General features: G+C 62.5%; 22 protein-coding genes. 16 read left to right on the top strand and 6 right to left on the bottom strand.

Annotation, left to right across the window (positions count from 1 at the left end; translation table 11 throughout):
• Positions 1-3: 3 nt before the first annotated feature.
• The 9 genes from tsaE to AB5Y81_RS04685 all read left to right on the top strand — a co-directional run bounded on the left by tsaE (position 4) and on the right by AB5Y81_RS04685 (position 9283).
• Positions 4-477: a tRNA (adenosine(37)-N6)-threonylcarbamoyltransferase complex ATPase subunit type 1 TsaE gene (tsaE, locus tag AB5Y81_RS04725; RefSeq protein WP_005304245.1), complete on the top strand. Its 474-nt coding sequence runs from the start codon at positions 4-6 to the stop codon at positions 475-477.
• Positions 468-2033: an N-acetylmuramoyl-L-alanine amidase gene (locus AB5Y81_RS04720; RefSeq protein WP_025202169.1), complete on the top strand. Its 1566-nt coding sequence runs from the start codon at positions 468-470 to the stop codon at positions 2031-2033. The genes tsaE and AB5Y81_RS04720 overlap by 10 nt, the downstream gene beginning before the upstream one ends.
• 230 nt (positions 2034-2263) lie before the next feature.
• Complete coding sequence (gene mutL / locus AB5Y81_RS04715) at positions 2264-4141, top strand: DNA mismatch repair endonuclease MutL (protein ID WP_279484789.1); 1878 nt, start codon at positions 2264-2266, stop codon at positions 4139-4141.
• 93 nt (positions 4142-4234) lie between these two features.
• A complete protein-coding gene (miaA, locus tag AB5Y81_RS04710) occupies positions 4235-5152 on the top strand; it encodes a tRNA (adenosine(37)-N6)-dimethylallyltransferase MiaA (protein WP_025202167.1) in 918 nt (305 codons plus the stop codon).
• A gap of 70 nt (positions 5153-5222) precedes the next feature.
• Positions 5223-5486 (top strand): RNA chaperone Hfq, encoded by a 264-nt coding sequence (hfq, locus tag AB5Y81_RS04705; protein WP_005304228.1) that lies wholly within the window; start codon positions 5223-5225, stop codon positions 5484-5486.
• Positions 5487-5549: 63 nt separating this feature from the next.
• Positions 5550-6836: a ribosome rescue GTPase HflX gene (hflX, locus tag AB5Y81_RS04700; protein ID WP_005304225.1), complete on the top strand. Its 1287-nt coding sequence runs from the start codon at positions 5550-5552 to the stop codon at positions 6834-6836.
• Positions 6837-6927: 91 nt separating this feature from the next.
• Positions 6928-8079: an FtsH protease activity modulator HflK gene (gene hflK / locus AB5Y81_RS04695; protein ID WP_005304223.1), complete on the top strand. Its 1152-nt coding sequence runs from the start codon at positions 6928-6930 to the stop codon at positions 8077-8079.
• A gap of 3 nt (positions 8080-8082) precedes the next feature.
• The gene (gene hflC, locus AB5Y81_RS04690) at positions 8083-8967 is read left to right on the top strand and encodes a protease modulator HflC (protein ID WP_017763855.1); all 885 of its coding nucleotides are present in this window, start codon (positions 8083-8085) and stop codon (positions 8965-8967) included.
• 127 nt (positions 8968-9094) lie between these two features.
• Positions 9095-9283 (top strand): DUF2065 family protein, encoded by a 189-nt coding sequence (locus AB5Y81_RS04685; RefSeq protein WP_005304217.1) that lies wholly within the window; start codon positions 9095-9097, stop codon positions 9281-9283.
• Positions 9284-9370: 87 nt separating this feature from the next.
• Here AB5Y81_RS04685 and ispB read toward each other — a convergent pair whose 3' ends face one another.
• Positions 9371-10342 carry an octaprenyl diphosphate synthase gene (gene ispB, locus AB5Y81_RS04680; RefSeq protein ID WP_279484788.1) on the bottom strand — a complete coding sequence of 324 codons (972 nt, stop codon included), beginning with the start codon at positions 10340-10342 and terminating at the stop codon, positions 9371-9373.
• A gap of 242 nt (positions 10343-10584) precedes the next feature.
• Between ispB and rplU the strand changes: the two genes are divergently transcribed.
• The 5 genes from rplU (at position 10585) to AB5Y81_RS04655 (ending at position 16190) form a co-directional block, all read left to right on the top strand.
• Positions 10585-10896, top strand: a complete 312-nt coding sequence (rplU, locus tag AB5Y81_RS04675) for a 50S ribosomal protein L21 (protein ID WP_005304210.1) — start codon at positions 10585-10587, stop codon at positions 10894-10896.
• A gap of 17 nt (positions 10897-10913) precedes the next feature.
• A complete protein-coding gene (gene rpmA, locus AB5Y81_RS04670) occupies positions 10914-11171 on the top strand; it encodes a 50S ribosomal protein L27 (protein ID WP_005304202.1) in 258 nt (85 codons plus the stop codon).
• Between the two features lie 188 nt (positions 11172-11359).
• Positions 11360-12562 carry an Obg family GTPase CgtA gene (gene cgtA, locus AB5Y81_RS04665; RefSeq protein ID WP_211028112.1) on the top strand — a complete coding sequence of 401 codons (1203 nt, stop codon included), beginning with the start codon at positions 11360-11362 and terminating at the stop codon, positions 12560-12562.
• Positions 12563-12955: 393 nt separating this feature from the next.
• Positions 12956-14326, top strand: a complete 1371-nt coding sequence (locus AB5Y81_RS04660) for a YjiH family protein (protein WP_005304191.1) — start codon at positions 12956-12958, stop codon at positions 14324-14326.
• 169 nt (positions 14327-14495) lie between these two features.
• Entirely contained in the window at positions 14496-16190 is a 1695-nt protein-coding gene (locus AB5Y81_RS04655) for an AMP-binding protein (RefSeq protein ID WP_054544194.1), read from the top strand.
• A gap of 42 nt (positions 16191-16232) precedes the next feature.
• Here AB5Y81_RS04655 and AB5Y81_RS04650 read toward each other — a convergent pair whose 3' ends face one another.
• From AB5Y81_RS04650 to AB5Y81_RS04640, 3 genes are all read right to left on the bottom strand, one after another.
• Entirely contained in the window at positions 16233-16586 is a 354-nt protein-coding gene (locus tag AB5Y81_RS04650) for a hypothetical protein (RefSeq protein ID WP_054544195.1), read from the bottom strand.
• Positions 16587-16671: 85 nt separating this feature from the next.
• On the bottom strand, positions 16672-17022 hold the full coding sequence (locus AB5Y81_RS04645; protein ID WP_017763861.1) for a hypothetical protein: 351 nt from the start codon (positions 17020-17022) through the stop codon (positions 16672-16674).
• Positions 17023-17155: 133 nt separating this feature from the next.
• Positions 17156-20128 carry an HD domain-containing phosphohydrolase gene (locus tag AB5Y81_RS04640; RefSeq protein WP_279484787.1) on the bottom strand — a complete coding sequence of 991 codons (2973 nt, stop codon included), beginning with the start codon at positions 20126-20128 and terminating at the stop codon, positions 17156-17158.
• A gap of 155 nt (positions 20129-20283) precedes the next feature.
• Here AB5Y81_RS04640 and AB5Y81_RS04635 point away from each other — a divergent pair, with 155 nt between their 5' ends.
• Both AB5Y81_RS04635 and AB5Y81_RS04630 read left to right on the top strand, forming a co-directional pair.
• On the top strand, positions 20284-21273 hold the full coding sequence (locus AB5Y81_RS04635) for a luciferase-like monooxygenase (protein WP_208200485.1): 990 nt from the start codon (positions 20284-20286) through the stop codon (positions 21271-21273).
• A gap of 232 nt (positions 21274-21505) precedes the next feature.
• Entirely contained in the window at positions 21506-22006 is a 501-nt protein-coding gene (locus tag AB5Y81_RS04630; protein ID WP_017763864.1) for a 2TM domain-containing protein, read from the top strand.
• A 249-nt stretch (positions 22007-22255) separates the two neighbouring features.
• On the opposite strand, the gene AB5Y81_RS04625 is transcribed toward AB5Y81_RS04630, so the two are convergent.
• The gene (locus AB5Y81_RS04625; protein ID WP_117404743.1) at positions 22256-23077 is read right to left on the bottom strand and encodes a symmetrical bis(5'-nucleosyl)-tetraphosphatase; all 822 of its coding nucleotides are present in this window, start codon (positions 23075-23077) and stop codon (positions 22256-22258) included.
• A 6-nt stretch (positions 23078-23083) separates the two neighbouring features.
• Positions 23084-23446, bottom strand: coding sequence for a Co2+/Mg2+ efflux protein ApaG (gene apaG, locus AB5Y81_RS04620; protein WP_117404741.1), 363 nt, complete (start codon positions 23444-23446; stop codon positions 23084-23086).
• Between the last annotated feature and the right edge of the window lie 3 nt (positions 23447-23449).

Below are 23449 nucleotides of genomic sequence, written 5' to 3'. Positions count from 1 at the left end.
AACATGGCAAAACAGTTGATGATGACACTGCCGGACGAGGCAGCAACCGTGGCACTGGGTGGCCGTCTGGCCCACGCCTGCCAGCAGGCGACCACTGTCTTCCTGCACGGGGCCCTCGGGGCCGGCAAGACCACACTGACTCGGGGCTGGGTGCAGGGGCTGGGTCATGAGGGCAAGGTCAAGAGCCCGACCTACACCCTGGTGGAGCCCTACGAGCTGGCCGACTGGCAGCTTTACCACTTCGATCTCTATCGGCTGGCCGACCCGGAAGAGCTGGAGTTCATGGGGATCCGTGACTACTTCGGCGCCAACACCCTCTGTCTGGTGGAGTGGCCGGAAAAGGGCGATGGCTGGCTGCCTGCGCCGGATCTCGAGATCACCCTGAGTTATGCAAACGAGCAGCGCGAGGTGCAGATTGACGCCCGCACTGCTATTGGCGAAGCCATTCTGGAACGGTTGTCATCTACGTGCGCTTGATCCTTGTTATTGCCCTCTCCCTGCTGGCCTTACCCTCCTGGGCGAATCAGCTCAAGAGCGTGCGGGTGTGGCCGTCGCCGGACAACACCCGGGTGGTGCTCGACATGAGCAGCGCCCCCAATTACAACTACTTCACCCTGACCGGCCCGGACCGGCTGGTGATCGACCTGAAAGGGGCGAGCAACGTCACCAACCTGGCCCGCATCGAGAACAAGAGCGAGCTGGTGCGCAAGATCCGCGAGAGCTCGCCGCTGGAAAAAGGCGGGCTGCGGCTGGTGCTGGATCTCAGCTCTGCCATCAAGCCGGTGGTCTTTCCGCTGGCGCCGGCCGGGCCCTACGGCCACCGGCTGGTGATCGACCTGCCTTATGAAGAGAAGGCCTCCGCCACCGCTCAGGCGGCACCGGTGGGCGGCAAGGGCAAGGGGGTGGTGATCGCCATCGACCCGGGCCACGGCGGGGAAGACCCGGGCTCCATCGGCCCGCGCCGCACCTACGAGAAGCGGGTGACCCTGGCGGTTTCCCAGAAACTGGCCGCCCTCATCGACCGCGAACCCGGCATGCGCGCCGTGCTGACCCGGCGCGGCGACTACTTCGTCGATCTGAACAAGCGCTCCGAGATTGCCCGCAAGGCCAAGGCCGACCTGCTGGTGTCGGTGCACGCCGACAGCTTCCACAACTCGACCCCGCGCGGCGCCTCCGTCTGGGTGCTGTCGACCAACCGTGCCAACCGCGAGATGGGTAGCTGGCTGGAGAAGCAGGAGAAACAGGGCGAGCTGCTGGGGGGCGTTGGCAAGGTGTTGGCCGAATCCGATCCCAACCCCTACCTGGCACAGACCTTCCTCGACCTATCGATGGACAAGTCGCGGGCCGAAGGCTATGACGTCAGCCGCCAGATCCTGCGCTCGCTGGGCCGGGTGGCCCGATTGCACAAGAAGGCACCGGAACACGCCAGCCTGGCGGTGCTGAAGGCGCCGGACATTCCCTCCGTGCTGGTGGAGACGGGCTTTATCTCCAACCACGCCGAAGAGAAGCTGCTGGCGACCTCCAGCTATCAGGATCAACTGGCCCGTGCCATCTTCGAGGGGATCCGCAACTACTACCGGGCTCACCCGACCAAGGGCGCCATGCTCACCGGCAAGGGGCAGGCCAGCAACAAGCAGGCCGCGGTCAGCCGACCCGCCCCTGCCAGCAAGCCGGTCGCCGTCAGCAAACCGGCGGCGCAGCCGGTGCAGCAGGTGGTGACCAACCGGATGCCGGCCACCGAACCGAACCGCAGCAGCGACGGCGGGGCGCCGGTCAGCAGCGTCGGTGGATCCTCGTCCGGCGCCGGGGTGATCAAGCCCTACGTGGTGGCAGCCAAGGAGCCGAGCGTCCCGGTGACCAGCGTGCAGAGCAATGACAAGGCCAGCATGCTCCGTCATGTGGTCACCCGCGGGCAGAGCCTCTCCCGGCTTGCCGAGAAATATGGGGTCAGCCAGGCGCGACTGGTGGAGATCAACAAGCTCAAGTCGCGGGACATCCAGATAGGGCAGGTGCTCTATATCCCGCAAAAGTAGCGCTGGATGAGGCGCCGGGTCCGTCCCTGCCGGTGGCAGAGGCTGACCCGGTGAGCCGTCGTCGAGCCCCGCCGATTACCCGCACCTTCAACCAGCAGGAGCCAGCGATGCCGATCCGTTCTTTGTCCCCTGTTCTGGCCAGCCAGACGAGCGCGGGCTGTGATGCGGCGGCGTGGCGCCCAGCCGGGGCGGTTGCCACAGCCATCCCGTTCAACCAGCAGGAGTAAGCGATGCCAATTCGTATATTGCCGCCGATTCTGGCCAACCAGATTGCTGCCGGTGAGGTGGTGGAGCGGCCCTCCTCCGTGGTCAAGGAGCTGGTGGAAAACAGCCTGGATGCCGGCGCCGACCGGGTCGAGATCGACATCGACAAGGGCGGTGCCAAGCTCATTCGCATTCGCGACAATGGCGGTGGCGTCGCCAAGGATGAGCTGGTGCTGGCGCTGTCGCGCCACGCCACCTCCAAGGTGGCGACTCTCGACGATCTGGAAGGGATCAACAGCCTGGGGTTTCGCGGCGAGGCGCTCGCCTCCATCAGTTCTGTCTCCCGTCTCACCTTTACCTCCCGCACGGCGGAGCAGTCCGAAGCCTGGCAGGCCCAGGCCGAAGGGCGCGAGATGAGCGTCACCGTCAAGCCGGCGGCCCACCCGGTGGGCACCACGGTGGAGGTGGTGGACCTCTTCTTCAACACCCCGGCCCGGCGCAAGTTCATGCGCAGCGAAAAGACCGAGTTTGCCCACATCGACGAGCTGGTGCGCCGCATCGCGCTCTCCCGCTTCGACGTCACCCTGATCCTGCGCCACAACGGCAAGGTGGTGCGCCAGTACAAGGCCGCCAACACGGTGGCGGAGCAGGAGCGCCGGCTCGCCGCGGTGTGCGGCTCTCCCTTCATGCATCACGCGCTGGCGGTGGAGAGCGAGCACAGCGACGTGCGGCTGTGGGGCTGGCTGGCCACGCCCGCCGGCGCCAGACCGCAGAACGATCTGCAATACACCTATGTCAACGGCCGCATGATGCGCGACAAGCTCATCAATCACGCCATTCGCCAGGCCTATGACGAGCTGCTGCCGGCCGACCGCTTCGCGGCCTACGTGCTCTACATCGAGCTGGATCCGCGTCAGGTGGACGTCAACGTCCATCCGGCCAAGCACGAGGTGCGTTTTCATCAGGCGCGCCTCATTCACGACTTCATCTTCCAGGCGCTCTTTACCGCCCTGCGCCAGCCAGGGGCGGCAAGCGACGAGAGCGACCAGCCTCTGGCAGAGACCCTGGTCGAGCTGCCGGTCAGTGCCCCCATCGAGTATCCGGGCCAGGCGCCCAGAGCCGAGTGGTATGGCGCCGAGCACAACTACCGGGCCCCGGCCCGGGAAGTGCGGGAAGGAAGTGGTGCAGGGAGAGCGGGCAACTACCAGCCGCCCGAGCCCCCCAGCCGGGAGGCGATGCGCGGCATGGGAGCCCTGCTCACCACCCTGCCGACGGTGCAGGGCACGCCGCTGGCAGAGGCTGAAACCGCGCCTGTTGCCGCCGCCGTGGCCGCCAAGGCGGGGGCGTGGCGGGCCTTGACCCTGGTGGAGCAGGCCTATCTGCTGCTGGAGCGAGACAACCGGCTGGCCCTGCTGTCGCTGGTACGGGCCGAGCGCCTGCTGCTGCGCCACTGGCTGCTGGAAACCTGGGGTCAGGGGCTGGCGGCCCAGCCGCTGCTGTTGCCGGTCTCCTTCAAGTTGCCGAAAAACCTGGTCGCGCTGGTGGAGACGCAGGAGCGTTTGCTCAAACGGATGGGGCTGGAGTTGAAAAGCGGTGGGCGCGACACCATGATCCTGACTCGGGTGCCGGCGCTGCTGCGCCAGACCGATCTGGTGCGCTTATTACCCGAATTGCTGCAACTGATCGAGAGCGGATCTGACAGTGATGCTGGCCAGCAGGCTGAAGTACTATGCCAATGGCTGGTGGAGCAGGGGATAAGTCGCGAAAAAGTATATGATTTTGCCACGGCCAACCGCTTGCTGACGGAACTTGTTGCCGATTTCAGTGACCAACTGGCAGACGTTCGCATGGTGCGCCAGCTGTCGCTGGCGAGCGTGCTGGCCGAGTTCGCCGATGGCCATTGAGGGAAATGCCCTCTTGAATCCATAAACCAGTTTTTTGCAGGTGCGCCGCCAAGGGGTGGCGACCATGCAAGGGGAGTTTTTCACGTGGCTGACTTGCCGACTGCAATTTTTCTGATGGGGCCGACGGCCTCCGGCAAGACGGATCTCGCCATCGAACTGTGCCAGGCGCTGCCCTGCGACATCATCAGCGTGGATTCCGCGCTCATCTATCGCGGCATGGATATCGGCACCGCCAAGCCTACGCCGGCCGAACTGGCGCAGGCGCCGCACCGGCTGATCGACATACTGGATCCCGCCATGAGCTATTCGGCGGCCGATTTTTGCCGTGATGCGCTGCGGGAGATGAAAGAGATCGCCGAGCGCGGCCGCATTCCGCTGCTGGTGGGCGGCACCATGCTCTATTTCAAGGCGCTGCTGGAGGGACTCTCTCCGTTGCCCTCTGCCGACCCCGTCATTCGGGCCGGCATCGAGGAGGAGGCCGCCCGCCTTGGCTGGCAGGCGCTGCACGATGAACTGGTGCGCATCGACCCGGTGGCCGGGGCCCGCATCCATCCCAATGACCCGCAACGGCTCAGCCGGGCGCTCGAGGTCTACCGCATCAGCGGCAAGACCCTCACCGAGCTGACCCAGGTGCAGGGGGAAGGGCTGCCCTACCGGGTGCTGCAGTTTGCCATCGCACCGAGCGATCGCGCCGTGCTGCACCAGCGCATCGAGCTGCGCTTTGACAAGATGCTGCAGGGCGGCTTTGAACAGGAGGTCAGGGGCCTCTACCAACGGGGTGATCTCACCCCGGATCTTCCCTCCATCCGCTGCGTGGGATACCGCCAAATGTGGGACTACCTGGCGGGGGAAGTGGAGTATGATGAGATGCGCTATCGCGGAATTGTTGCCACCCGCCAGTTGGCCAAGCGTCAAATGACCTGGTTGCGCGGTTGGTCTGATGTGACCTGGTTGGAATCTGGTGAGTCTGGCAATCTGGCAAGGGTCGTCGCCCGTGCCGGAGTGGCTTGACACTCCTGTATAATCAGGTTGTTATATTGATATCCGGTGTTTAAAAACAACAAACTATAAGGAAAAGAAGATGGCTAAGGGGCAATCTCTCCAAGACCCGTTTTTGAATGCGCTGCGCCGTGAGCGGATTCCTGTTTCTATCTATTTGGTGAACGGCATCAAGCTGCAGGGTCAGATCGAATCGTTTGACCAGTTTGTCATTTTGCTGAAGAACACCGTGAGCCAGATGGTTTACAAGCACGCCATCTCCACCGTGGTGCCGGCCCGTGCCGTCAACCATCACCAGCACGCCCAGGGCGCGGCTGGCGAAGAGCAGGGTGAAGCCGAGGCGTGATATCCCGGGACGAGGCGACTCGTCAACCCAGATTCATCATGATTCCTGTCAAGGAGCAAGCGCTTGTTTGACCGTTATGAAGCCGGCGAACAGGCCGTTCTGGTACATGTCAACTTCAGTGATGAGGGTGAGCGGGAGGATCTGGAAGAGCTCAAGATGCTGGTGAGCTCGGCCGGGGTCAATGCGCTGGGGGTGATCACCACCAGCCGCAGTGCGCCCAGCGCCAAATTTTTTGTCGGCAGCGGCAAGGCTGAAGAGATCGCGTCCCAGGTCCAGATGCTGGACGCCGACGTCGTCATCTTCAACCATGCCCTGACCCCTGCCCAGGAGCGTAACCTGGAGCGTCTGTTCCAGTGCCGGGTAGTGGACAGGACCGGCCTGATCCTCGATATCTTCGCTCAGCGTGCCCGTACTCACGAAGGCAAGTTGCAGGTCGAACTGGCCCAGTTGCGCCATCTCTCTACTCGCCTGGTGCGAGGCTGGACCCACCTTGAACGTCAGAAGGGGGGGATCGGCCTGCGCGGCCCGGGTGAAACCCAGCTGGAAACCGACCGCCGCCTGTTGCGTGAACGCATCAAGGCGATTTTGCGCCGGCTCGACAAGGTGGCCAAGCAGCGGGAACAGGGACGTCGTGCCCGCAACCGCAACGAGGTGCCGACCGTTTCTCTGGTGGGTTACACCAACGCCGGAAAGTCCACTTTGTTCAACCAACTTACAGCTGCCAGCGTGTATGCTGCCGACCAATTGTTCGCAACCCTGGATCCAACCCTGCGCAAATTGGTGATCCGGGATGTGGGTGATGTGATTCTGGCGGATACAGTTGGATTTATTCGACACTTGCCCCATGATCTGGTCGCGGCCTTCAAGGCGACGCTGCAGGAGACCCGCGAAGCGGATCTGTTGCTGCACGTGGTGGACTGTGCCGACGAGCAGATGCAGGAGAATATCGAATCGGTGCAGCAGGTGCTGGCCGAGATCGAAGCCGATGACCGGCCCCAGCTGATGATCTGCAACAAGATCGACAAGCTGGGTGAACACCCGGTCGGGCTGGAGCGGGACGAAGAGGGGCGCCCGGTGCGGGTCTGGCTGTCTGCCCAGACCGGCGAGGGGTGTGACGATCTGTTTGTTGCCCTGACCGAGCTGCTGGCCGGCTCCATGGTGCACCACACTCTGCAGTTGCCCCCTTCGGCCGCCAGATTGCGCAGTGCGCTCTATCGCCTCAAGGGCATCGAGCAGGAAGGTTTCAGCGAGGAGGGGGATTTTGTGTTGGAAGTCCGCCTGCAACTGGCTGACTGGAACCGCCTCGTGAAGCAAGAAGGTGAGAGTTTACAACGCTTTATCAGGCATTGATTCGTCGATGAGATGAATGTTTGCTGGCTTCATCAACGGTTGATGGCCCGATAGAGATGATATCCATCCGCATGTATTAATGGAGACGCTGATGGCTTGGAATGAGCCTGGTAATAACGGCAAAGACCGTGACCCCTGGGGGAACAACGGCAAGAATCAGGGACCCCCTGATCTGGACGAGATGCTGCGCAAGGTGAGCCGCCGTTTTGGTGGTCTGCTGGGTGGCGGCAAATCGGGTGGTGGTGACGTCGGCAAGTTCGGCCTCTCCATCGCGCTGGTGGTGGCGGTAGTGGTGTGGGTCGTCAGCGGCTTCTATACCATTCGCGAAGCCGAACGTGGCGTGGTGCTGCGCTTTGGCGAGTACTCCCACAACGTGGATCCGGGCCTGCGCTGGAAACCGACCTTCATCGACCGGGTTATCCCGGTGGACGTGGAGTCGGTCCGCTCCCTGCCGGCTTCCGGCTTCATGCTGACCCAGGACGAGAACGTGGTGCGGGTCGAGATGGACGTGCAGTATCGTGTGGTCGATCCCGAGCAGTACCTGTTCAGCGTCACCAACGCCGACGAGAGCCTGAGTCAGGCGACCGACAGCGCCCTGCGCTACGTGGTGGGTCACACCCGGATGGACGACGTGCTGACCACGGGTCGTGAGAAGGTGCGTCAGGAGACCTGGCAGGTGATCGACAGCATCATCGAGCCCTATCACATGGGTCTGCAGATCGTCGACGTCAACTTCCTGCCGGCGCGTCCGCCGGAAGAGGTGAAGGATGCGTTCGATGACGCCATCTCCGCTCAGGAAGATGAACAGCGCTTCATTCGTGAAGCCGAAGCCTATGCCCGTGAAGTGGAGCCGAAGGCCCGCGGCCAGGTCAAGCGCCTGGAGCAGGAGGCCGAAGCCTACAAGTCCCAGATCGTGCTGAAGGCCAAGGGTGAAGTCGCTCGCTTCAACGAGCTGCTGCCCCAGTATCAGGCTGCGCCCGAGCTGACCCGTGATCGTATCTACCTGGAAACCATGGAAGAGCTCTATCAGCAGGCCAACAAGGTGGTGGTCGACATGCCGGCTGGCAACAACAGCATGATCTACCTGCCGCTCGACAAGCTCTCCGGCAAGGCCAACGCGGTGCAACCGGCTCGTCCGGCAGGTGCGCCGGTGGTAGAACAGACCCCGCCGTCCAACGAAGGGGCCAACTCCACGCCGACCCCGCTGCGCAGCGGCGACCGTTTCAGCTCAGGGAGAAACTGATAGATGAAAAAGCTAGCTATTGGTGTCATCGCTGTGGCCGCCATGGTCTGCTTCTCTTCGGTCTTCATCGTCGATGAAGGCCAGAAGGGAATCGTGGTGCAGTTCGGCAAGGTGAAGCGGGTTGAATCCGGCGAGCCGCGTCTGTACGAGCCGGGCCTGCACTTCAAGGTGCCGCTCATCGACCAGGTTCGCAAGATGGATGCCCGTATCCAGACCCTGGAAGGGCAGGCGGATCGCTTCGTCACCTCCGAGAAGAAGGACCTCATCATCGACTCCTACGTGAAGTGGAAGATCGAGGACTTCTCCAAGTACTACCTGGCAACCGGTGGTGGCAACAAGATCCAGGCCGAAGACCTGCTCAAGCGCAAGATCAACAACGGTCTGCGTTCCGAGATCGGTAACCGCACCATCAAGGATATCGTCTCCGGTGAGCGCAGTACCGTGATGGAAGATGCCCTGATGAAGATGGCGCGCTCCTCCGAGCTCGGCATCAAGGTGGTGGATGTGCGTATCAAGCAGATCAACCTGCCGGTGGAAGTCTCCAGCTCCATCTATCAGCGGATGCGTGCCGAGCGGACCGCGGTAGCCCGTGAGCATCGCTCCCAGGGCCGCGAGCAGGCCGAGATCCTGCGTGCCGACATCGACCGCAAGGTGACCGTGATGATCGCCGATGCCGAGAGTAATGCTCGTCAGCTGCGTGGTGAAGGGGATGCCGAGGCCGCCAAGATCTATGCCGACAGCTACAAGAAAGACCCCGAGTTTTTCAGCTTCGTGCGAAGCATGGAGGCCTATCGCAAGAGCTTCGCCGGTGGCAACGACCTCATGGTCCTGAAGCCGGACAGCGAGTTCTTCCGCTACCTCAAGTCGCCGCACGGCAACAAGCAGTAAGCTCGTCGTGATTTGACCCAAGGGCCTGATGATTCAGGCCCTTTTGTTTGCCGGTCATTGGCTGGCAGCGGGTGGCTGTGTGTGAAGCGCTGTGGTTGAGGCGCATTCAGGCGAGAAAGGAGGTTGTATGCTGACATCCATCCTGATGGGGCTGGGCTTGCTGCTGCTGTTCGAAGGGCTGGGGCCGCTCTTGATGCCGCGCGCCTGGCAGCAGATGTTGCGGCTGCTGAGCGATCAACCGGCCGAGCAGTTGCGCCGCATCGGCGGCTGTCTGGTGGTGGCCGGGGCCGTTATCTTGTGGGCGCTGGCCCGCTAGCTCCTGGTTGAAACGACAGTGGTACAGTGAGTGCGGACAATAAAAAAGAGGCCCTTTGGCCTCTTTTTTATTGTCTACCGGCTGGCATCAGGCGCTGCGTTGTACCGCCATGTGGGCTAGGGTTTCCAGCGCCTGCTTGTGCCGGGAGTCCGGCAGGATGGCGAGGGCCGCGATGGCCTTGTCGGCCTCTTCCCGGGCCCGCATGCGGGAGTACTCCAGCGCGCCGGTACGGTCGAGGATGCCCAGGATCCGGTCGAGGTGCTCCATGCCGTTGCGGTGCTCGATGGCGTCGCGCACCAGCTGGCGCTCTTCCGGGCTACCCACTTCCATGGTACGCAACAGCGGCAGGGTCGGCTTGCCTTCGGCCAGATCGTCGCCCACGTTCTTGCCCATCTCGTCGCTCTGGGAGCAGTAGTCCATCACGTCGTCGATGATCTGGAAGGCGGTGCCCAGATACTTGCCGTAGTCGGTCATCGCCTGCTCGATGGGCGCGGGCTGATGGGTCAGCACGGCGGCGAGACGGGTGGCGGCTTCGAACAGCTTGGCGGTCTTGCAATAGATGACCGTCATGTAGCTCTCTTCGGTGGTATCCGGGTCGTTGCAGTTCATCAGCTGCAGCACTTCCCCTTCGGCGATGGTGTTGGTGGCCTCGGAGAGGATCTCCATCACCCGCAGGTTGGAGAGCTCGCTCATCATCTGGAAGGAGCGGCTGTAGAGGTAGTCACCCACCAGCACGCTGGCGGCGTTGCCAAACATGGCGTTGGCGGTCTCCCGGCCGCGGCGCAGGTCGGATTCGTCGACCACGTCGTCGTGCAGCAGGGTGGAAGTGTGAATGAATTCGATGATGGCAGCCAGTTTCAGGTGATCCTCACCCTCATATCCCAGTGCGCGGGCGGCCATGACGGTCAGCATGGGGCGCATCCGTTTCCCGCCTGCACTGACAATATAGAAACCCAGCTGGTTGATCAGGCTGACATCGGACTGGAGTCGCGCCAGGATCAGTTCATTGACCGCCGTCATGTCGGCGGCACAGAGCGCACGGATAGTCTGTTGGTCCATAAGTCTCGTAACGTGACGGCAGTGATGACTGCGATTTTAGCAATGGCGGGGATTCTACACGATTTCACAATGGGTTACAGTTAAGCGTTTATTCACGGCGGCAGATATGCGCACAAAATAAACTTTTTGCTAAATTGGCCTTGCCTGAGCAAATCGATTTGCGTAGAATGCCCGCCCATTGTTATAGGTTTTTGCGCGTGTCTGGCCTTGAGCAAAAGACACGCCTTTACGGAGTTAATCAAATGTACGCGGTATTCCAAAGCGGCGGAAAACAACACCGTGTGGCCGAAGGTCAAATCGTTCGTCTGGAAAAGCTGAACGTTGAGACTGGCGCTACCATCGACTTCAACGAAGTGCTGATGGTTGCTGCAGGCGACACTTTTAAAGTAGGTGCTCCTTTCGTTGAAGGTGGCAAGGTTGTAGCTGAAGTTGTGGCTCACGGCCGTGGCGAGAAAGTGACTATCGTCAAGTTCCGTCGTCGTAAGCACCACCGTAAGCAAGCGGGCCACCGTCAGTGGTTCACTGAAGTCAAAATCACTGGCATCAGCGCTTAATTAGAGGAGTACGATAGATGGCACACAAAAAAGCTGGCGGTTCATCCCGCAACGGCCGCGATTCAGAAGCTAAACGCCTGGGCGTGAAGCGTTTCGGCGGCGAAACAGTTCTGGCTGGCAGCATCATCGTTCGTCAGCGCGGCACCAAGTTCCACGCTGGTGAGAACGTTGGTCTGGGCAAGGACCACACCCTGTTCGCTACCGCGAACGGCAAGGTGCAGTTCGAAGTCAAAGGTCCGCTGAACCGTAAGTACGTAAGCATCGTTGCTGAGTAATTACGGACCGCAAGGATCCGAAGCCCCGCCAACAGGCGGGGCTTTTGTTTTTCTGATGTAGCTGACGAAAAAACGGCACGCAGCCGACCCTGGCTCTGAAGGGGCGACTGGCAAGATGCGTATCGCCCGCAGGGGTCTGTACCACTATAATGGCGTATCGGTTTTTCGAATTAAGGTGACGGTTACCTATGAAGTTTGTTGATGAAGTCCAGATTCGAGTCGATGCCGGTGACGGTGGTAACGGTTGTGTGAGCTTTCGCCGGGAGAAGTACATTCCGAACGGTGGCCCGGACGGCGGTGACGGCGGTGACGGTGGCGACGTGTATCTGGTTGCCGATGAAAACCTGAACACCCTGATCGACTACCGTTTCGAGCGTTTCCATGCCGCCGAGCGTGGCGAAAATGGCCAGAGCGCCAACTGTACCGGTCGTCGCGGCAAGGACAAGATCCTGCGCGTGCCGGTCGGTACTCGTGCGACCGATGAAGATACCGGCGAACTGCTGGGGGATCTGACCCACCACGAGCAGAAGCTGCTGGTCGCCAAGGGCGGTTTCCACGGTCTTGGCAACACCCGCTTCAAGAGTTCGGTCAACCGTGCGCCGCGCCAGAAGAGCAACGGCACCCCGGGTGAAGTACGTACCCTGAAGCTGGAGCTGCTGCTGCTGGCCGACGTCGGCATGCTGGGCCTGCCCAACGCCGGCAAGTCCACCTTCATCCGCGCCGTCTCTGCGGCCCGCCCGAAAGTGGCCGACTACCCCTTCACCACGCTGGTGCCTAACCTGGGTGTGGTGCGTGGCGAGAACTCCCGCTCCTTCGTCATTGCCGACATTCCGGGTCTGATTGAGGGTGCTGCCGAAGGCGCCGGCCTCGGTATCCGCTTCCTCAAGCACCTCGAGCGCTGCCGCGTGCTGGTCCATCTGGTGGATATCTGCCCGGTGGATGGTTCCGATCCGGCCGAGAATGCCGTGACCATCGTCCGAGAGCTGGAGAAATACAGCCCCGAGCTCGCGAGCAAGCCGCGCTGGCTGGTGTTCAACAAGATGGACCTCATCCTGGAAGAAGAGGCAGGTGAAGTGATGGAGCGCGTGAAGGCCGCCCTGAACCACGAAGGGCCGGTTTACGCCATCACCGCCATTAGCAAGGAAGGGACCAAGAAGGTCTGCTACGACATCCTGGATCTGCTGGATACCATGCCCCGTCAGCTGGTGGAAGATGCCAAGGAAGCCATCGAGAAGGTGGAGTTCAAGTGGGACGACTACCACAAGAACCAGCTGGCCAAGGCCGAAGCGGATGCGCTGGCTGCCTCCAAGGCGTTTGACGAGTCGCTGGACGACGATGACTGGGACGACGAAGACGATGATGGCGTGGAAGTCATCTACGTGCGTGACTGACCCTCATCCTGCGGGTGAGCGCAGTGCCGCCACCCGCCGCTGAAAAACCGGAGCCTTGCCAGGCTCCGGTTTTTTTATGGGGATCGACTGGATCACCATATAGATATATTTCTCATGTCACTTATTGCCTGCCAACCGCAACTGATTATACTGCGCTCCTGAATGTAACCTTAACGAAACAATGTGCTAACCATTTGTAATGAATTGATATGCGCATCTGTTTGGGTACATTCTTATGGAAGGTTTGCCTGTAAAAATATTTATGCTTGAAATGATCCATTAAAAGCTTGTTTGTGCATTTTTTTGGAGTATTCTTGCGCCCGTTTTGTCGGGTGAGAGCATGGGTATGCAGGTTCGCCTGGCTAAGGAAAAGTAACATTAAGGCTGTAAACCATGCTGGAAAAGACTCTGCAAGCACCTGCGCTCAATACCCGTCGCAACGTGCTGATGTTCCTGGTCCCGTCACTCATCGGGATCCTGCTGTTCATGACCCCCGTTCTCTATGACGGCAACGTCACCATCCCGGTAGCCGTACTGGCGAAGCTGGTACAGAGGGTGTTTGCCGACTATCTGGTGGCCATGGTCAGCGCCATCATCACCACCACCATGCTGATGACCCTGATCGCCTGGTTGTTCAAGCCGGCGATCCTGGTGAAGCGCCCCTTCCTCAACAGCCTGTTCAACGTCTCTCCCTTCTGGGCCTGCGTGCGGGTGCTTGGCGGTATCTTCGTGCTGCTGACCTTCTTCGAGGCCGGTCCCGAGGTGCTGCGTTCCGGTGCGACCGGTGGTCTGGTGCTGCACGATCTGCTGCCGGTGCTGTTCTCCGTCTTCATCTTCGCCGGCCTGCTGCTGCCGCTGCTGCTCGATTTTGGTCTGCTGGAGTTTGTCGGCACCATGATGACCCGCATCATGCGCCCCGTGTTCCGCCTGCCGGGCCGCTCTGCGGTGGACTGCTTCGCCTCCTGGCTCGGGGATGGCAGCGTCGGCATCCTGCTCACCAGCAAACAGTACGAAGGCAAGTTCTACACCCAGCGGGAAGCCGCCGTCATCGGCACCACCTTCTCTGCCGTTTCCATCACCTTCTGCCTGGTGGTGATCTCCCAGGTGAAGCTGGAGCACATGTTCGTGCCCTTCTACCTGACCGTCTGCCTGGCCGGGGTGGTGGCCGCCATCGTGGTGCCGCGCCTGCCGCCGCTCTCCTGGAAGAAGGATGTCTACAGCGACGGTACCCCCCTGTGCCGCAAGCAGGAGGCGATCCCCCATCAGCACAGCGTGCTGAGCTATGGCTATGAGCGGGCCCTGACCAAGGCCGACAGCATGACGGATCTCGGCGCCGTGGCGCGGGAAGGGGTGAAGAATGCCCTGGACATGGTGTTTGGCGTGCTGCCGGTGGTGATGGCGGTGGGTACCTGTGCCCTGATGCTGGCCGAGCACACCCCCATCTTCAACTGGCTGGGGGCCCCCTTCGTCCCCTTGCTGGAGCTGCTGCAACTGCCGGAGGCAGAAGCCGCTTCCAAGACCATCATGGTGGGCTTCGCCGACATGTTCATCCCGGCGGTGTTGGCCTCCACCATCGAGAGCGAGATGACCCGCTTCGTGATCGCCGCCATGTCGGTCACCCAGCTCATCTACATGTCGGAAGTGGGCGCCCTGCTGCTGGGCAGCAAGATCCCGGTCAAGCTGTGGGAGCTGTTCGTGATCTTCCTGCTGCGCACCCTGATCACCCTGCCGGTCATCGCCGGGGTGGCGCACCTGCTGTTCTGATCTGCCCCGCGTCTGTAAACGGTCAACTTCGGTTGGCCGTTTTTTTATGGCCGCTATTAGACCAAAGTGAGTCTTTTACGAGGCGTGAATTTACATTAATGTAACAAGCTGAAAAAACACGCCAGCCGAGCAGTAGGCAATACCAACCTATGTGGCCAGGAGTCACCCCATGACCTCACTGCTCAGCTACCGGGCCGGTCCTTGCGATCAGCCGCTGCTTCACCAGACCATAGGCGCCTACCTGCAAGAGGTGGCGGAACGTTTCCCCGAGCGGCCCGCCGTGGTGGTGCGCCACCAGCAGATCCGCTGGAACTACCGGGAATACCTGACCCAGATAGACCGGCTGGCGCTGGGCCTGCTGGCGCTTGGGATCCGGCCAGGGGATCGGGTCGGCATCTGGTCGCCCAACAACATCGAGTGGTGCCTGGTGCAATTCGCTACGGCCCGCATAGGGGCCATCATGGTCTGCATCAACCCCGCCTACCGCAGCTACGAGCTCGCCTTTGCCATCAACAACGTGGGCTGTCGGGCCCTCATCTGCGCCAGCGTGTTCAAGGGCTGCGACTACCTCGCCATGCTGGGCGAGTTGGCCCCCGAGCTGGCTAGCTGTCCGCCAGGCCGCCTGACATCATCCCGGCTGCCAAGCCTGGAGATGGTGATCCGGCTCGGGGAGCAGCAAAGCGCCGGCATGCTCAACTTCCCCGAGGTGCTGGTACTGGGCGACCGGCAGGATCCGGCCTGGCTGGCCCGAGTGGCCGCCACCCTCAAACCCGATGACGCCATCAACATCCAGTTCACCTCGGGCACCACGGGCAACCCCAAGGGGGCTACCCTCAGTCACAGCAACATCCTCAACAACGGCCGCCAGGTGGCGCAAGGCATGGCGTTCAGCGAGCAGGATCGGCTCTGCATCCCGGTGCCGCTCTACCACTGTTTCGGCATGGTGCTCGGCAATCTGGTCTGCATCAGCGTGGGGGCCTGCGCCCTGTTTCCGGCCGAAGCCTTCGATCCGGCGGCCACCCTGCGGATGGTGAGCGAGGAGCGCTGTACCGCCCTGCACGGGGTGCCGACCATGTTCATCGCCGAGCTGGAGCTGGCGGAGTTTGACCAGTTCGATCTCTCCTCTCTGCGCACCGGCATCATGGCCGGTGCCATCTGCCCCGAGCCCTTGATGCGCAAGGTACAGACCCTGATGCACATGACCGAGGTGACCATCGCCTACGGCCAGACCGAGTGCAGCCCCATCAATCACATGACCGCCATCGATGCGCCGCTGGACAAGCGGGTCACCACGGTCGGCCGCGCCATCGGTCACACCGAGATCAAGCTGGTCGACCCCAGCGGAGAGATAGTGGCCATCGGCGAGCGGGGCGAGATCTGCTGTCGCAGCAACGGGGTGATGCAGGGGTACTGGCAGGATCCGGCCAAGACGGCGGATACCATAGATGAGGAAGGGTGGCTGCACTCGGGGGACATCGGCATCATGGATGAAGAGGGCTATGTGCGGATCGTCGGACGCAGCAAGGAGCTGATCATTCGCGGTGGCGAGAACATCTACCCGCGCGAGATCGAGGAGCTGCTCTATGATCATCCGGCGGTGCAGGATGCAGCCGTGTTCGGGGTCGACAGCGAGCGCTATGGCGAGGAGGTGTGTGCCTGGGTCAAGCTCAGGCCCCACCAGGAGGCCAGCGAGGAGGAGCTGAAGCAGTTCCTGTCGGCCCGCATCGCCTATTTCAAGGTGCCCAGATACATCCGTTTCGTGGAGGAGTACCCCATGACGGTAACCGGCAAGCTGCAAAAGTTCAGGATGCGGGAACTGATGAGCGACGAGCTGGCCCGCCAGCACGCCGAGGCGATGCGCTGAGCGTGGCGACATCGGAAAAAAGGGCCTGCGGGCCCTTTTTTGTCAGCGTCCCAGCGGGTGGGGCTGTGCCGGCTTGCGGGGGCACTGCACCAGCAGGGTATGAGTGGTGAAGGTGCTGCGCTGGGGGAAGCTTGGGCGAAATCCCGTCATCGGATCGGCGGCCCCCATGCTCATCTGATGGGAAGTGAAGGTGCGCTGGCGGCGATCGGTCTCCTGATAGCCGAGCGGGCAGCTCAGCGTCGCCTGCTGCTGGCACTCCTCCAGTGCGGCGCACTCGATCTGGAAGCGTTGCAGTGCGGGATTGGCGGAGGCGAGTTCGGTGACGGTGGCAGGGGCCGGCAGCAGGGCGCAGCCGGATAGCAAGAGGCTGCCCAGCAGGAAAATTCGGGGTGACATAAGAGAGTGGTGCTCGATGAAACAAGAAAAGGGTGGGTCGCGGCCGGCCGGGGCCATCTGCCCCGTGCCGGCCGCAAAACGCGGATCAGCGCGGCGTGATGCCCATATCGACCGGACACTGGATGGTCAGAGAGTGCACCGTGTTGGCCATGCGATAGGGTTTGCCAGCCTTGTAGACCTTCTTCTCGTCGTCATAGCTGCCCGCCGTGTACTGGGTGCTGTAGAGGGTCTGCTGACGGCGATCCGTCTCCTTGTAGCCCTGTGGGCAGGTCTGGTTGGCCTGCTGGAAGCAGGCCGTCATGCTGCTGCACTCGATGTAGAAGCCGCGCTGGCTGGCATCGGCCAGGTGCACCGGGGTGACGGTAGGGGCGGGGGGAGACAACAGGGAGCAGCCGGAGAGCGTCAGCGCGCCCAGCATGATGAGATGTTTTGACATAGATAACCTGAACAGTGTGGTGTGACAAAGAGTGAGGGGGAGTCTATTGCTCCCCCTTCGCTATAGGGGCACCGTTATAACCAGCCGGGGGCGTTCAGGCCAGCCCGCAAATGTAAGAAAATATGACCCGGCCCTAGACCAGCCCGGCCAGCAGGGCGCTTTCATCCACCTGATCCAGCTGTTCGGGGGCGAGGAATCTCCCGGCGTAATCGCGCCAGATGCCGCTGCTGACGAACAGGGCAAACAGGGCGGGATCGATGTGCTGCTCGCGCACCATGCTCTGCATGATGGCCAGCGACTGGGAGACCGTCTTGCCCGATTTGTAGGGGCGATCGCTGGCGGTCAGCGCCTCGAAGATGTCGGCGATGGCCATGATGCGGGCGGGGATGCTCATCTGGCTGCCCAGCAGCTGGCGCGGGTAGCCCTTGCCGTCCATCCGCTCGTGATGGCCGCCGGCAATCTCGGGCACGCTGCGCAGATGGCGGGGGAAGGGGAGGCGTTCGAGCATGCGAATGGTCTGGATGATGTGCTCGTTGATCTTGTAGCGCTCCTCCTCGGTGAGGGTGCCGCGGCCGATGGCGAGGTTGTAGCGCTCGCCGCGGTTGTAGAGGTGAGTGGGCACCCGCACCTTGAAGCCCCAGGGGTTGCGCTCGTCCAGCTGATCGTGGACGGGGCGGGGGATGAGGTGGGCGGCCTTGTCCGCCAGCAGGGGCTCGACGCAGGGCAGTGGTGCAGCCGGCTCCCCCTGGCGCAGCTTGAGCTCCTCCCGGCTGATGCCTAGCCGATCGTCCAGGGTGCGCAGCCAGGTGCGGCTGGCGATGGCATCCAGCCTGGTCAGCTTCTCCGGTGCCATCCATTCTCCGCCCAGGTTGCACTCGGCGACGAAGGCGAACTCCTCGTCCAGGGTGCTCCAGAGCGGCGCCACCGTCGCCCTGGCCGCTTCCCGCTCCGACGCCGGCAGGCGGGCCGCCAGCGCCTCTATGTAGCCGTCGCGCTTGAGCACCTCGAAGCGGGTACGGATCTCGTGGATCCGGTCGTACAGGGTCTCCAGCTTGGTGGCCTTGTCCACCACGAACTCGGGGGTGGTCACCTTGCCGCAGTCGTGCAGCCAGCTGGCGATATGGATGGCCTCCCACTCCTCCTCGTTGAGCCGGAACTCGGCGAACGGTCCCTGCTGCTGGGCGCAGGCGGCCTCGGTCAGCATCCGGGTCAGCTCCGGCACCCGCTGGCAATGGCCGCCGGTGTAGGGGCTCTTGGCGTCGATCGCGCCGGCCATCAGCTCGATGAAGGACTCCAGCAGCTGTTTCTGCTCCTCCAGCAGGCGCTGATTCTCGATGGCTGAGGCCGAGGTGCCCGCCAGCGCCTCGATCAGACTGATGCGCGAGGCCAGCTCACGGGCCGAGCAGTCAGGCAGGATCAGCAGCAGGCAGCCGATCAGCTCTTGGCGATGGTTGCGCAGGGGCTCGGCCACCAGCTGGCAGGGGCCGGGGAAGGGGCCCCAGTCGGCCAGATGCTGCTGCCAGCCCTGCTGGTCGATGGCGAGGCTGAGCCGCTCGCCCCGGGCCAGCTCGCCAAACAGGGCCTGTTGCCAGCGGATCTGCCCGGTCGGCAGCGGCGTTTTGCGCCATAGCGCCTGCACCGCCACCATCCCCTGCTCCTGAGCCAGGTAGAGACAACCCCCTTCGGCCTGCACCGCGGCGATGGTTTCGTGCAGGATGCGGCTGAGCAGGGAGTCGAAACGGTGTTCGGCCGCCAGCGCCCGCCCCATGTTCATGAAGTTGCCGAGGGTCAGCCGCATGCCTGACATGGTATGGGCCAGATCGTCGATCTCGCGGATGGCAGACTCGGGGACCCGACTCTCGCCAAAATCGAAATGCTGGATCCGCTCCGCCTCCTTGGTGAGCGCCAGCAGCGGGGTGGCGGTACGCCGCGAGACCAGCCAGATCACCGGCAGCAGCAGCAGCAGGCCCGCCAGCGCCCAGCCCAGATTGACCAGGGCCTCGTCTCTGGCCTGCTGATAGAGCAGGTCGGCCGACACCAGCAGGGCGATATGGAAGGGGGAGTCGCTCCCGAGGGGGGAGAGGTTGACCAGCCAGTCGCTGCCATCGGCGGCAGTCAGGTTGAGCTCGGCCGGCTCGCTCAGCAAGGTGGGCTGGCTGATGATCCGTTGTTGCAGGTCCGCCAGGGCCGGGTGGGGCAGGCTGGCCAGCATGGGCAGCTGGCTCAGCTGCTCGAAGCTGGGCAGATGCCTGGGATCGGCGGCCAGCAGGGTGGCGTACTCATCGAACAGGATCACCTGGCTCTGGGCAGGCAACTGCAGCTTGCCGATCAGGGCCGACAGCCCCTCGACGCTGGTGTCTAGCCCGATCACGGCGCGTCTATCGTCGCTCTCCACCGCTAGGGTCATGCCAGGCTCCTTGGTGGTGAAGAAGAGGTAGGGGTTGGTGGTGGCGATCCCCGCACGCCAGCGGGCCTGCTTGTACCAGTCGCGGCTGCGGGGATCGTAGCGGTAGTTCGGCATGGGGCGCCGCTCGAGCAGGCTCAGCCGCTGATCAAAATAGAGAAACTCCCCCTTGCCCTGGCTGAGGCTCTGCACCAGCAGGCTGCTGGCGGCCGGCACGCCCCCCAGCTGGGTCTTGGCCCGCTCGGTCAGTTTGCGCACCAGAAAGAAGTCGCCATCCTCGTAGCCGGCATAGACGGCCCCATAGCTGGGGCTGTTGGCCAGCACCTCCGCCAGTTGCGGCAGGTAGGCCAGACGGTCGGTCAACGTTGTCATGGCCGCCAGCTGGCCGCTGCGCAGCAGGCTGAGCGACATGCGGGCCGGCCGCTCGTTCAGTTGCAGGGCGAGGGCCAGCTGCTGGCGATACTGCAGAAAGTTCTGTCGCTCGTGCTCCAGCCCCTGGCGGGCCCCTTGCTGGAACTGCAAGGCGATGAGGGCGCTGCCGAGCAGGGTGAACAGCAGGATGAAGAGGGTGGCGATATGCACATAGAAGGGTTTACGACCTGGCCTGGCAGTTGTCATGGACACATCCTTGTCACACGGGCGATTGCAGAGACGATCAACCAGCAGTGTGCCTGCAGGATGACAATAAACACAATAACCCATTCAGAGAGATCGGGATGTGACAGAGAGAAACTCCCCCTGCTGGTGCTCCCGTAACCCGTGCTCGTCAATTTTGCCGGCCGATCAGGTGATTCATTCAGGTATCCCGTGCTACATTGCCCCCCTTGTTACTGGTCTGTGAATCAATGGAGTGACCCATGTCTGCCATCCCCTATTCCGTGCTCGATCTGGTGCCCGTTGCCGAAGGCTCCCAGCCGGCCGAATCGTTTCGCCGCTCGCTGGATCTGGCCCGTCATGCCGAGCGCTGGGGTTACAACCGCTACTGGCTGGCCGAGCACCACAACATGCCGGGCATCGCCAGTGCCGCCACCTCGGTGCTGATCGGCCACCTGGCCGGCGGCACCAATACCCTGCGCATCGGCGCGGGCGGCATCATGCTGCCGAACCACTCGCCGCTGGTCATTGCCGAGCAGTTCGGCACCCTGGCGTCACTCTATCCGGATCGCATCGATCTCGGCCTTGGCCGCGCGCCAGGCACCGATCAGCGCACCATGCGGGCGCTCAGACGCCAGCGCAGCGGCGAGGTGGATGACTTCCCGGCGGATGTGCGCGAACTGATGGACTACTTTGGCGACGAGATGGGCGCGGTGCAGGCGGTGCCGGGCCAGGGGCTGCATCTGCCCATCTGGCTGCTGGGCTCCAGCCTCTACAGCGCCCAGCTGGCGGCGGCCATGGGGCTGCCGTTCGGCTTTGCCTCCCACTTCGCCCCCGCCATGCTGCTGCAGGCGCTGGAAATTTACCGCTCCCAGTATCGCCCCTCCGCCCGCTGGCCCAAGCCCCATGCGGTGGTCTGCATCAACATGATCGCCGCCGACAGCGAGCGGGAGGCGCGCTTCCAGTTCACTACCCTGCAGCAGCAGTTCCTGCGCCTGCATCGCGGCAACGCGGGCAAGTTGCCGGCGCCCGTCGTCGAACTGAGCGAGGAGTGGTCCGAACGCGAGCTGGTGGCGATGGAGCAGACCCTGGCCCGCTCGCTGGTGGGCAACCCGGATCAGGTACGCCACGGCCTCAAGGCGTTGCTGGCGGAAACCAGGGCCGACGAGCTGATGTTCAACGGTCCCATCGTCGATCATCAGGCGCGGCTGCGCTCCTTTGAAATTGCCGCCGAGCTGATGCAGGCGCTATAAGCTCGACTCCCCGAAGAGCAGGGCGCTATCTTGCTAGAAGCGCCTCTGTCGCCCTGCTGTCAGGTCATCGAGAGGGGGGGGGTGGGGAGGAAAGATGGGGTTTCTGCCCTCTCTATTTTATCTAATGCACTGAATTAAAAGGAAAGTCAGGTTGGTGTCAGGCTGCTGTCGTGTCGCATGCCACCCTCCGGCCCCTATGCTGGCCCCGTCAATCAACCACAAGGAGTTCGAGATGATCGTCAGGAAGTTGAGATTGCAGCGGGGCTGGTCACAGGAGCAGTTGGCCGCTTTTACCGGCCTGAGCGTTCGCACCATTCAGCGGATCGAGCAGGGTCAGCAGCCCGGACTGGAATCCCTCAAGGCCCTGGCCGCCGTCTTTGAGCTCGAGGTGGCGCAACTTGACGGTACAAGCCAACAGGAGCATGAGATGAGAGGGAGTGACACGATGGAACGGGATCAGATTCGGGTATCGGTAGAGGAGCGGGCCGCCATGCGTTATGTGGAGGGGCTCAAGGGCTTCTATTACCACATCGCCAGCTACCTGCTGGTAATATGCGGGCTGTTTGTCATCAACTATCTGAGCAACCCGGGCTATATCTGGGCCTGGTGGCCGGCGCTGGGCTGGGGGCTGGGACTGATCTCCCATGCCATCAACCTGTTCCAGCCGTTCAAGCTGTTTGGCCCCGAGTGGGAGCGACAGCAGATCGAGAAACGACTGGGGCGCAAGCTCTAGGGTGAGCGATGCACCATAAAAAACGGGCCCGGCAATACCGGGCCCGTTTTGTTTTATTGTCTGCAGCCTACTTGGCGTTGGCGGGACGGTGAGTGGCGATCAGGGCATCATCTTCATGGCACCACAGGGTTGCTCAGGTTCAGCCGCTTATCGTCACTTGGCGTAAGTGGGACAGGGAGTGTCGATCAGGGCGTCATCTTCATAACGCCACAGAGTGAGGCTCTTATTGTCCAGACGCTCGCCTCACCATTACTTGGCGTAGGTAGGGCAGGGGGTCGCGATCAGGGCATCATCTTCATAACGCCAGAGGGTGAGGCTGTTGCCCCAGACACAGCCGGTGTCGAGCGCCTTGATGTCCTGCTTGCCGGTGTTGCCCATCAGGGCCGCCCAGTGGCCGAACACCAGAATGGGGTCGTCCACATGGTGTTCGCGCTGCTCGAACCAGGGGCGCAGGCCCGGGGTCGACTCGGTAGGACCCTTCTTGCATTTGAAGTCGAGCCGGCCGTCGAAATAGCAGAAGCGCATCCGGGTGAAGGTGTTGATGATGTAGCGGTAGCGCTCGATCCCGACCAGATTGTCCTGCCAGCCATCGGGCTGATCGCCATACATGTTGTGCAGCAGCCACTGGTACTGATCACCGCGCAGCAGGCTTTCAACCTCACGGGCACAGTTGCGGGCGGTGCGGGCGTCCCACGCCGGGGAGATGCCGGCATGCACCATCATGATGGGCAGGTCGGGGTGCTCCGCCAGCAGCGGGCGGTGGCGCAGCCACTCCAGCAGCTCGTCCCGATCCGGGGCGTCCATCAGCTCCTGCAGTCTGTCTTTCTTCTTGAGTGGGGCGACCCCATCGGCGACCGCCAGCAGGTGCAGGTCGTGGTTGCCGAGCACGGTGACGGCACGGTTGCCCAGCCCTTTGACGAAGCGCAGGGTGTTGAGGGAGTCCGGGCCGCGGGCGACCAGATCGCCGCACAGCCAGAGTACGTCGTTAGCGGGATCGAACTCGGCTAGATCCAGCAGACGGCGCAAGTCGTCGTAACAGCCCTGGATATCGCCAACAAAACAGTTCGCCATGAAACCTCAGTTGATAATGTGGGGGACGGCCAGCGTAAAGGGTGCGATGGGCACCTCGAATTGCTGCCCCGACTCGTCTTGCAGGGTATAACTCCCTTCCATCACGCCGAGCGGGGTGGCCAGCGGCACGCCGCTCTGATAGCGGAAGGTCTCGCCGGGGGCGATGACCGGCTGCTCGCCGACCACGCCGGGGCCTTCGACTTCCAGCATCTTGCCATTGGCATCTGTGATGAGCCAGCGCCGGCGCAGCAGTTGCGCCGGGCCGGGCCCCAGGTTCTCGATCTCGATGAGATAGTAGAACTGGTAAGGGTCTTTGCTGTCCGCCACATACGAGGGGTATGGGCGGACCAGGATGTGCGGGGTTGCCACGGG

The sequence above is a fragment of the Aeromonas sp. s2 genome (genome assembly GCF_040907935.1).
Taxonomy (GTDB): Bacteria; Pseudomonadota; Gammaproteobacteria; order Enterobacterales; family Aeromonadaceae; genus Aeromonas; species Aeromonas dhakensis.
This window is presented reverse-complemented; position numbering and strand designations above follow the sequence as displayed.

What these genes read in the sequence shown, in the direction of transcription:
- tsaE (WP_005304245.1), top strand. Translation starts at nt 4, where the DNA reads ATGGCAAAACAGTTGATGATGACACTGCCGGACGAGGCAGCAACCGTG.
- mutL (WP_279484789.1), top strand. Translation starts at nt 2,264, where the DNA reads ATGCCAATTCGTATATTGCCGCCGATTCTGGCCAACCAGATTGCTGCC.
- hfq (WP_005304228.1), top strand. Translation starts at nt 5,223, where the DNA reads ATGGCTAAGGGGCAATCTCTCCAAGACCCGTTTTTGAATGCGCTGCGC.
- hflK (WP_005304223.1), top strand. Translation starts at nt 6,928, where the DNA reads ATGGCTTGGAATGAGCCTGGTAATAACGGCAAAGACCGTGACCCCTGG.
- hflC (WP_017763855.1), top strand. Translation starts at nt 8,083, where the DNA reads ATGAAAAAGCTAGCTATTGGTGTCATCGCTGTGGCCGCCATGGTCTGC.
- AB5Y81_RS04685 (WP_005304217.1), top strand. Translation starts at nt 9,095, where the DNA reads ATGCTGACATCCATCCTGATGGGGCTGGGCTTGCTGCTGCTGTTCGAA.
- ispB (WP_279484788.1), bottom strand. Translation starts at nt 10,342, where the DNA reads ATGGACCAACAGACTATCCGTGCGCTCTGTGCCGCCGACATGACGGCG.
- rplU (WP_005304210.1), top strand. Translation starts at nt 10,585, where the DNA reads ATGTACGCGGTATTCCAAAGCGGCGGAAAACAACACCGTGTGGCCGAA.
- rpmA (WP_005304202.1), top strand. Translation starts at nt 10,914, where the DNA reads ATGGCACACAAAAAAGCTGGCGGTTCATCCCGCAACGGCCGCGATTCA.
- cgtA (WP_211028112.1), top strand. Translation starts at nt 11,360, where the DNA reads ATGAAGTTTGTTGATGAAGTCCAGATTCGAGTCGATGCCGGTGACGGT.
- AB5Y81_RS04660 (WP_005304191.1), top strand. Translation starts at nt 12,956, where the DNA reads ATGCTGGAAAAGACTCTGCAAGCACCTGCGCTCAATACCCGTCGCAAC.
- AB5Y81_RS04655 (WP_054544194.1), top strand. Translation starts at nt 14,496, where the DNA reads ATGACCTCACTGCTCAGCTACCGGGCCGGTCCTTGCGATCAGCCGCTG.
- AB5Y81_RS04650 (WP_054544195.1), bottom strand. Translation starts at nt 16,586, where the DNA reads ATGTCACCCCGAATTTTCCTGCTGGGCAGCCTCTTGCTATCCGGCTGC.
- AB5Y81_RS04645 (WP_017763861.1), bottom strand. Translation starts at nt 17,022, where the DNA reads ATGTCAAAACATCTCATCATGCTGGGCGCGCTGACGCTCTCCGGCTGC.
- AB5Y81_RS04640 (WP_279484787.1), bottom strand. Translation starts at nt 20,128, where the DNA reads ATGGGTTATTGTGTTTATTGTCATCCTGCAGGCACACTGCTGGTTGAT.
- AB5Y81_RS04635 (WP_208200485.1), top strand. Translation starts at nt 20,284, where the DNA reads ATGTCTGCCATCCCCTATTCCGTGCTCGATCTGGTGCCCGTTGCCGAA.
- AB5Y81_RS04630 (WP_017763864.1), top strand. Translation starts at nt 21,506, where the DNA reads ATGATCGTCAGGAAGTTGAGATTGCAGCGGGGCTGGTCACAGGAGCAG.
- AB5Y81_RS04625 (WP_117404743.1), bottom strand. Translation starts at nt 23,077, where the DNA reads ATGGCGAACTGTTTTGTTGGCGATATCCAGGGCTGTTACGACGACTTG.